This window comes from Paenibacillus sp. 7523-1, assembly GCF_002276415.1.
In the GTDB taxonomy this organism is placed as follows: domain Bacteria; phylum Bacillota; class Bacilli; order Paenibacillales; family Paenibacillaceae; genus Paenibacillus; species Paenibacillus illinoisensis_A.
The window spans coordinates 36,616-44,290 of record NZ_NPBR01000018.1 but is presented as its reverse complement, the minus strand read 5'-3'; the positions used below and the strand labels follow the sequence as shown (position 1 = coordinate 44,290).

Genomic DNA, 7,675 nt, shown 5'->3' with positions numbered 1-7,675 from the left:
TTAACCCAAGACAGGTCGACGGGAAGTCTTTCCTGGAAACCACCACTCGCCTCTTCTTGACTGAACGATCTAATATCGTTAGCATAGAGGAGGAGAAAGGGGGTTATCCATTTGGCTAGAAGCAAAGAATTCGACACGAATCTCGTGCTGCATAAGGCGATGGAGGTGTTCGGGCATTATGGCTATGAAGGCACCTCCATGCACCTTCTACTCGATGGGTTAGGTATTGCACGTCAAAGCTTGTACGATACGTATGGTACGAAACGGGATCTGTTTTTGAAAGCAACGAAACATTACGTGGACGAAAAGTCCTCGGCAGTGGTCGCATATTTGGCAGAAACGACACCCGTGAAGCAAGCGATTAGGGATATATTTAACGTCATTGGAGACACATTAAGAGATGAGCAGCGCCGCAAGGAGTGCTTTATTCTCTATAGTGCGATTGATCAGGTGCCGCATGATCCAGAGATTGCTGAACTTTTCGAACAGGACAAAATTCGATTGGAAGAGGCTTTGTACGATGCGTTGATACGCGGTCAGCAGCAGGGGGAGTTCAGTCCGAAGCAGGATATGCGTGCAATGGCAAGATACTTGTACCATTCACGATATGGGCTCACCCAAGTCGCAAAATTAACGGACGATCCGCTCGTGATTGAGCAGATTACAACCATTACACTTTCGGTATTGGAACAAGGATGAAGCGTCATACGGTGCTTCATTCCTTTTTTCTCAAAATAGATCGAATGGTCAAAAATTAATATGGGTTGCAGACTGTTGTCTGCAAGTGAAAGGAATTAAGAAGATGAATTCAACGCGATTTAAAGGTTTAGCCTTATTCATACTAGCCATTTCACAGCTGGTTTTGGCACTGGATTACACGATTATATTTGTAGCCATGCCGTCCTTAGGTAATGATCTTGGCTTCTCAGCCAATCACCTCCAGTGGGTGGTTAGTGCATATTCACTCGCATTCGGTGGTTTCTTACTCATCGGAGGAAGACTGTCGGACCTGATGGGCAGAAGACGCATGTTTATGATTGCCATCGGACTTTTTGGATTAGGATCGCTGCTTGGCGGACTGGCAGAGTCCCAACTGATGTTGATCGTAGCCAGAGCCCTGCAAGGTTTGGGTGGAGCATTACTTTCGCCGGCAACGTTATCGCTGATCATGTCTAATTTTGAGGAAGGACCTGAACGAAACCGTGCCATGGGCATCTGGGCCGCGATGGGCGGAGTGGGGATGTCGCTCGGTTTGCTGCTTGGAGGGGTCCTGACAAGTTATATTGGATGGGAAGCGACCTTCCTGGTGAATGTGCCGATCGCACTTCTCGTCGTCATTCTAGCACCGTTCGTACTGAAAGAAAGCAAAGTGTCCGCAGCCACTAAACACTATGATGCAGCCGGAACGATATCCGTGACTGCGGGTTTGTTACTTGTTGTCTATTATCTAATTCAAGCACCGGTTGAAGGCTGGGGCAGTGTTACCACACTTCCAGCTGCCTTGATTGGCGTGCTGATGTTACTGGCTTTTGTCTTGATCGAGAAACGTACAAAAGAACCGCTCATTTCCTTCCGGATGTTCCGGAATCGTAATCTGACGGGAGCTGCACTTATCGCATTTCTTTTCTCGGCTTCATTTGGTTCATTGTATTATTTCATGACCTTGTATACCCAAGGTGTGCTTGAATTTTCAGCCATTCAATCGGGATTTAGCTTCTTGCCTTTGACGCTTAGTGCATTTGTTGGAGCTAAGCTGATTAACGGGATGTTAAGCAAGGTGGGTGTAGCGGGTACCATTGCAACAGGGATGGGACTAGGCGTGATTGGATTCCTGATGCTGACGGGGCTATCGGAAACCGGATCGGCATGGGGAATCATCCCAGGTACAGTCGTCATTGGTATTGGTCAGGCTTTAGTGTTCACAACCATGTTTGTCGCAGGCAGTGCAGGCATTGAACCGAAAGAGCAGGGCGTTGCTTCGGCGTTAATCTCAACCGGCCAGCAAATTGGTGGAGCGATCGGACTTGCGGTCATTATGGCTATTATTTCAGCGAGTCTAGGAACAGGGGCAACATTGGAACACATGCTTCCAGCGGATTTAAATCATGCAATCCACACGGCGTTCTTTATCGCCGCTGCCACGACCTTACTAGGCATCGTAGTTGCCTTCCTAGCTTTGAAACAAGCTAAACCGTCGGCCGACAATCAAGTGAAAGTAGCTCACTAATGAACAACACTTCAAGCTATATGGATATTGAAAAAAGCAAAAGACCGAGAATTGTTTCTCGGGGTCTTTTGCTTTTTTATTTGTAAGTAAGTACTGACATGGACTAGAGTTCATTAAGCTATCGGGAAACGATAGCACAATAATAAGAAGAAGCAGCTGATCCATTGAACTGCACCCCAATTTGGACACATCTAACAATTGGAGGTGCATTTTTTTGCCAAATTTTAATTATAAAGTTGAAGATAGAGGCAGTTTAAAAGTGTTTGAAAAAATCTATACAGCGTACTCCTTCTGCATTTGGATCAAGGCTGGCACTACCAGATGAAGGAGTAACGACATGCTTTTAAGGGACAAGCGAATTACCCAGAGCATGTCACGCAAAGGGAATTTGTTATGATAACGCTAACGCAGTAATGGAGAACTCCTCCTGCATTATGAAATCAGAGTCTTTATATTTTTAGAATTAGAAAGTGTAGATCAATCCAAAACAAGGATTAGCATGATACATCAATTATATCAAGTCAAAATTAAAAGGCATGAGCCCGGTACAATACCGAGCTCATGCCCAACGAGTCGCGTAAATATAGTTGACTAACTTTTAAGGGGCACTTCAAATATGATTGGCTGCTTTTTTTATACAACAATTATTCAATGAAATTATACGTGACAGCCTCAGTTTGGTTGTGTAAAAGTTCCACTTTTTCTATAGATGATAGCAGAGGCAACACCCACGACTGCTAATACACATAAGCCCCAATAAATATTTGTATATGCTGTGGCCAAGGTGAATTGCTGCTGTTTTTCTAAAGCAATGGCTACGATGGCAACCCCAAAGGCTCCACTGAAAAACTGAAGAAGTTGATATAGACCCATTCCTGAACCTATATACTTCCTATCCAGTACACGTGAGATCTCGTTGGATAAACAGCTGGAGAGCGCTGTAAATGCCAGACTAAGAATCATATAGGTAAGCATTGCTCCTATCCAAGAGTGTCCAATCAATAAAGCGAAGAGGATCGTAGAAATTAACAACAATATAGGGCCATACTTCAAAAAGGTACGATTTCCGTAACGGTCAATTACACGACCCACTTGGCGTGAAGCGAGGATAGCAAGTAACGAACCAGGAAAAATGATTAATCCCGCATTTCCGGGTGTAAAGTGGAAATTCTGAGTTAAAATCTGAGGCAAGAGAAACAAAGTAGCAAAATTACATATATAACCCGTCATTCCTAGTAAAACGAGTATTAAAAATGGACGGTTTGCAAATAGCGACGGAAGTACAAATGGCTCCGGGGTTTTACGAATTCGCATAACAAAGAGTATTAATGCAACGAGTCCGGCAATAAGCATAATCCACTTCTGATTAGTCGTGAACAGAAGTAATGAAGTCGTACCTAAAGCGAGCAATATCCCGCCGATCAGGTCAAAGGATCCGGCCTGTGGTAACTCTTTCGGAAGCAAAGTAAGAAATAATGGAAGCAGCAGCAAGACGAATGAAGTCAGAATAAACAACCAGTGCCATCCCAAATTTTCGACAATTACTCCACCGACGACTGGTCCCGCACCAAGTCCTAGTGATACAGCGGACATATTGATGGCCATAGCGGCACCACGGCGTTCTATAGGTATATATCGCGTATAAAGCACCATAGACAGGGAAATAATACCGCCCGCACCTGCTGCCTGCACAATCCGACATAGAAGCAATACAACAAAGCTATCACTAAAGAATCCGATTAAGCTAGCCAGTCCTAAAGCGACGACTCCAATATTCAGCAGCCGTCTGAGTGGTATGAAATCAGATAAACGACTGAATGTGATCGAAGAAACAGCAAACATTATGGAATATCCGGACACAATCCAGGAAGCTGTGGACGAGGAAATATTGAAATCCGAGATGATATTAGGCAGCGCCAAATTAAACATGGATGTATTCATAAGTGCCAATACAATAGCAATACATATGGCAACAATGGTAAAGCCTTCTCGGGCTAAAAGTGGTTGCTCGGATTGAACTACCGAGGAATTTTTTTCTGAACTCATATGATCTCTCCTTCTGATTGTGTTAAATATGTATACATATTGTTTTATTGTTCGTAAAATAGCGAACAATTGAAGTATATAACGCAGTATTGTAAAATACAACATGAATTTGTTTTTGGAGTTAAGATCAAAAGGTAAGCACACATCAGTCATTTAGTAAATTAGGTATGAAATATAATGGGGGAAATTTATGAAATCACTACATCATCCTGATCGTAAAGACTTCATGCTACCAGCAGTGCTGCATGCACTCAGTGATCCAATTCGTCTTCACATGGTGGCACAAATGTATAGGAGTGGAGAGCAGGCTTGTAAGAATTTTGACGTTCCCATTGCGAATTCTACAAGGTCACAACACATCCGGACACTTCGGGAATCTGGAATTATTTATACTCGTTTTGAAGGAACCAAACGCTTGTTGTCACTTCGAACAGAAGACCTCAATGAACGATTCCCTGGCTTAATAGATTCCATACTAAATGTTTACGAAAGTGATAAAAATTAAATGGAGTTAATCGAGATAAGCAAAGAGTTGAGAGCGTAGAAACTGGATGCTATTGAGAGTCGCTATAAGCGGCTTTCTTTATTTTGTTTGTACAACTCACACTAAAAGGGATTGTACCTATTTCAGGTTTTGCATCTACCTTTCGATTATTTTGTTTTATTCATCAGGATAATAGCATGATCGTTGAATGTGCTTAAGAGGATTCTTCTTGGAAGTGTTGAAAAATTCATATATCTATTGAAGGGGTCTATTTATCGTGAATATCACTTTTGAATCTGTTAAACAGGAAGTTGAGGAGCTCGTATATTTCCTCACATGAGGTAGTTGGCCTTATCATGTAGTTAACCAGGAGTGGTCTCGATTAATTATTCAAATGCATAATAGAGGTAAATTAAACTAACGGGAAACGATAGCTCAATAAATTCATGTGAAGTCAATCGTAGTAGTGGTTGGCTTCTTTGACTTTAATGATTTCATTTAAAACAATAGTTATAACTTCCTAACTCAAATTGTTCATTATGAAGGAGTTACTACCCGCAATCGGTCATTCATAAAGGACCTGAAACGGGCAATTTATACACTAATTCTAAGCGAAATAGGAATGTGTGTTTGTAGATGGATGCATTGGAAGCATAAGTTTGCCATGAGTTTTTGGAAGAATAAGCTTGCCAAATGGCAAACTTATGGGTTAAGTCTCAAGGTTGAGACTTAACCCATAAAAGGATCAGATATTTACCCATAAGTATGTCAGAAAATGCATAGAAACTTGGTGTTTTCGTGATTTTTAAATGAATATGGAAGCATAAGTTTGCCTTGAGTCAAAATTGGAAGTATAAAGTTGCCGTGAGTCCCCATTAGGACGACTTTAAATTAAACTAACGGGCAGGTTAGTTTAATGAAAGAAATAAAGACAGCTACTGAACACATTTTTATTATAATTGTCGAAATATTGTGTTAACTTATTTTTGGGTAATTAATAATAAAAAAATGCCCTTAGAAAAACTAAGGGCTTTTACTTTTGTTACCAATAGTGTAGGTATATGTTGCAGAAGAATCGTTATCAGAATCTTCTAAAAGAACTTTCCACGATGTGTTGGCTCCCTGGGCCCAAGATCCTGGCCTCTGGCCTTTCTTATCAAAATTATCCTTCCAAACTTGTTGGGTTACATACTTACCATTAACAAGTTTTTGCCATGTTACAGTAAAATTATGTCCCGGCTCCCCATAAAAATCATAATAAACAGAGCTCCAACTTGTCTCTATAACGGAAGAAATATTATCAGTAACGGGAATCTTACTGTTTGTTTTGTCAACAAGTTGGACTGATTTTGCAGTTGCATTCGGTACTTTGGTAGCGGTTGGTTCAGCATTGGCTGTCGAACTAGTAAGCAAAATTAAAATAACAATTGAAGCATTGAATATCTTTTTCATAAGCACAAGCACCATTCCTCTCCTAATAATTAGGTACTACTATTCTAGTAATAGGATTGTCCTAAACCCTCCTTTGTATACCTCTTTTTTACTTAGGAGCATAGAAGAGTACTATGATTTGTTTATATTAAAGTAACGAAAAAGAATCACTAAAATTTTCAAATCATTAAACTAACGGGCAGGTTAGTTTAGAAATAGTCCAAGAATAGTTTGCCACCACAGTTGTTTTTCTTAAGCTATTGGGTAGAACTCTTTCAATATGTGTTAATATAAATCAAAATATCAAAGGGTTGAACATGCTGAAGCATTGCATACAAAATTTCTCATTTTGTACTTGAGTTTCCAGACAAAATGAAGCATTCCTAAACAAGAAGGTATTCAACGGTTCTTTTACACTGTAGGAGAAAGGAGATGCGGATCTTGGAAATACTTAAGTTGCTTCGTCAATCCATTGATTATGTGGAACAACATTTGCACTTGCCGATTGAGATTGAGGACATTGCTAGGTCAGCAATGAGTTCAAAATATCATTTTCAGCGCATGTTTCATGCAGTAACCGGTGTGACTGTAACTCAGTACGTGAGGAATAGGCGGCTTACGCTTGCGGCGCAGGAGTTAGCGGGAACGGATTGTAAAGTCATTGATGTCGCGCTTAAGTACGGTTACGACAGTCCGGCGGCTTTTACGAAAGCTTTTCAACGGATGCATGGTGTTACACCTCTTGCGGCTAAGAAATTGAATGTAAAACTTAAAGCATTTCCTCGAATCTCCTTTCAAATTCAGATTAAAGGGGAAACCGAGATGAATTATCGAATCGTGGAGGAAATGGAATCAACAGTTTTTGGTAAGACGGTTACTATACGTATGGATGCCTACAAAGAGATACCCGTGTTTGTGGAGGGAATTTGGAAGAATGGTATTCATGATCAGATTAACGATTTGGCAGGAAGACCAGCGGGATCACTGCTGTACGGTTATCATTTTGATTTTGATGAGGATGGTACAAAACGCTATCTGATGGGAGCAGAACTACCGAATGGAAAACAGATTCCGGATGAATTTACTGTCCTTCATGTTCCTGGTCAAACGTATGCAGTATTCGACAGTAGGGAGACGGTTCGGGACGATGTTGAAATCGGACTGGGTATTCTGAACATCTGGAAACGTATCTATTCCGAGTGGTTTCCCTCAACGAATTTTGAACAAGTAGAAGGACCATGTATAGAGAAATACTACTGGATTGATGATACGCATCAAGATTCAATCTGTGAGGTATGGATTCCGGTTAGTAAGAAGTAGAGATGGTTTCACTGCAGTTTTGGTCACCATTAGGTGGCCATTTCTTCATGGACTAAAGGACTTTGATGAACGATATTGGTAAACTAATTATTACTCAACTCCAATCATCCTTCATTAAGCTAACGGGAAACGATAGCGTAATAAAACTAAGAAAGCAGCTGGATCAA

At 41.0% G+C, this 7,675-nt stretch carries 6 protein-coding genes and 1 pseudogene; 5 read left to right on the top strand and 2 right to left on the bottom strand.

What is annotated here, in order from left to right; translation table 11 throughout:
- The first annotated feature begins 111 nt into the window (after positions 1 to 111).
- The 3 genes and pseudogenes from CHH60_RS20560 to CHH60_RS30360 all read left to right on the top strand — a co-directional run.
- The gene (locus tag CHH60_RS20560) at positions 112 to 699 is read left to right on the top strand and encodes a TetR/AcrR family transcriptional regulator (RefSeq protein ID WP_095360904.1); all 588 of its coding nucleotides are present in this window, start codon (positions 112 to 114) and stop codon (positions 697 to 699) included.
- Positions 700 to 802: 103 nt separating this feature from the next.
- Positions 803 to 2,227, top strand: a complete 1,425-nt coding sequence (locus CHH60_RS20555; protein WP_095360903.1) for an MFS transporter — start codon at positions 803 to 805, stop codon at positions 2,225 to 2,227.
- Between the two features lie 285 nt (positions 2,228 to 2,512).
- Positions 2,513 to 2,808 (top strand): annotated as a pseudogene (locus CHH60_RS30360) (IS3 family transposase); the annotation flags it as partial.
- A 91-nt stretch (positions 2,809 to 2,899) separates the two neighbouring features.
- On the opposite strand, the gene CHH60_RS20550 reads toward CHH60_RS30360, so the two are convergent.
- Positions 2,900 to 4,273 (bottom strand): MFS transporter, encoded by a 1,374-nt coding sequence (locus tag CHH60_RS20550; protein ID WP_095360902.1) that lies wholly within the window; start codon positions 4,271 to 4,273, stop codon positions 2,900 to 2,902.
- Positions 4,274 to 4,463: 190 nt separating this feature from the next.
- On the opposite strand from CHH60_RS20550, the gene CHH60_RS20545 reads away from it, so the two are divergent.
- The gene (locus CHH60_RS20545) at positions 4,464 to 4,778 is read left to right on the top strand and encodes an ArsR/SmtB family transcription factor (protein ID WP_095360901.1); all 315 of its coding nucleotides are present in this window, start codon (positions 4,464 to 4,466) and stop codon (positions 4,776 to 4,778) included.
- Positions 4,779 to 5,780: 1,002 nt separating this feature from the next.
- Here the strand turns inward: CHH60_RS20545 and CHH60_RS20540 are convergent.
- Positions 5,781 to 6,221: a hypothetical protein gene (locus CHH60_RS20540; protein ID WP_095360900.1), complete on the bottom strand. Its 441-nt coding sequence runs from the start codon at positions 6,219 to 6,221 to the stop codon at positions 5,781 to 5,783.
- 399 nt (positions 6,222 to 6,620) lie between these two features.
- Between CHH60_RS20540 and CHH60_RS20535 the strand changes: the two genes are divergently transcribed.
- On the top strand, positions 6,621 to 7,508 hold the full coding sequence (locus tag CHH60_RS20535) for an AraC family transcriptional regulator (protein ID WP_255248023.1): 888 nt from the start codon (positions 6,621 to 6,623) through the stop codon (positions 7,506 to 7,508).
- Positions 7,509 to 7,675: the final 167 nt, after the last annotated feature.

What these genes read in the sequence shown, in the direction of transcription:
- CHH60_RS20545 (WP_095360901.1), top strand. Translation starts at nt 4,464, where the DNA reads ATGAAATCACTACATCATCCTGATCGTAAAGACTTCATGCTACCAGCA.
- CHH60_RS20555 (WP_095360903.1), top strand. Translation starts at nt 803, where the DNA reads ATGAATTCAACGCGATTTAAAGGTTTAGCCTTATTCATACTAGCCATT.
- CHH60_RS20535 (WP_255248023.1), top strand. Translation starts at nt 6,621, where the DNA reads ATGCGGATCTTGGAAATACTTAAGTTGCTTCGTCAATCCATTGATTAT.
- CHH60_RS20550 (WP_095360902.1), bottom strand. Translation starts at nt 4,273, where the DNA reads ATGAGTTCAGAAAAAAATTCCTCGGTAGTTCAATCCGAGCAACCACTT.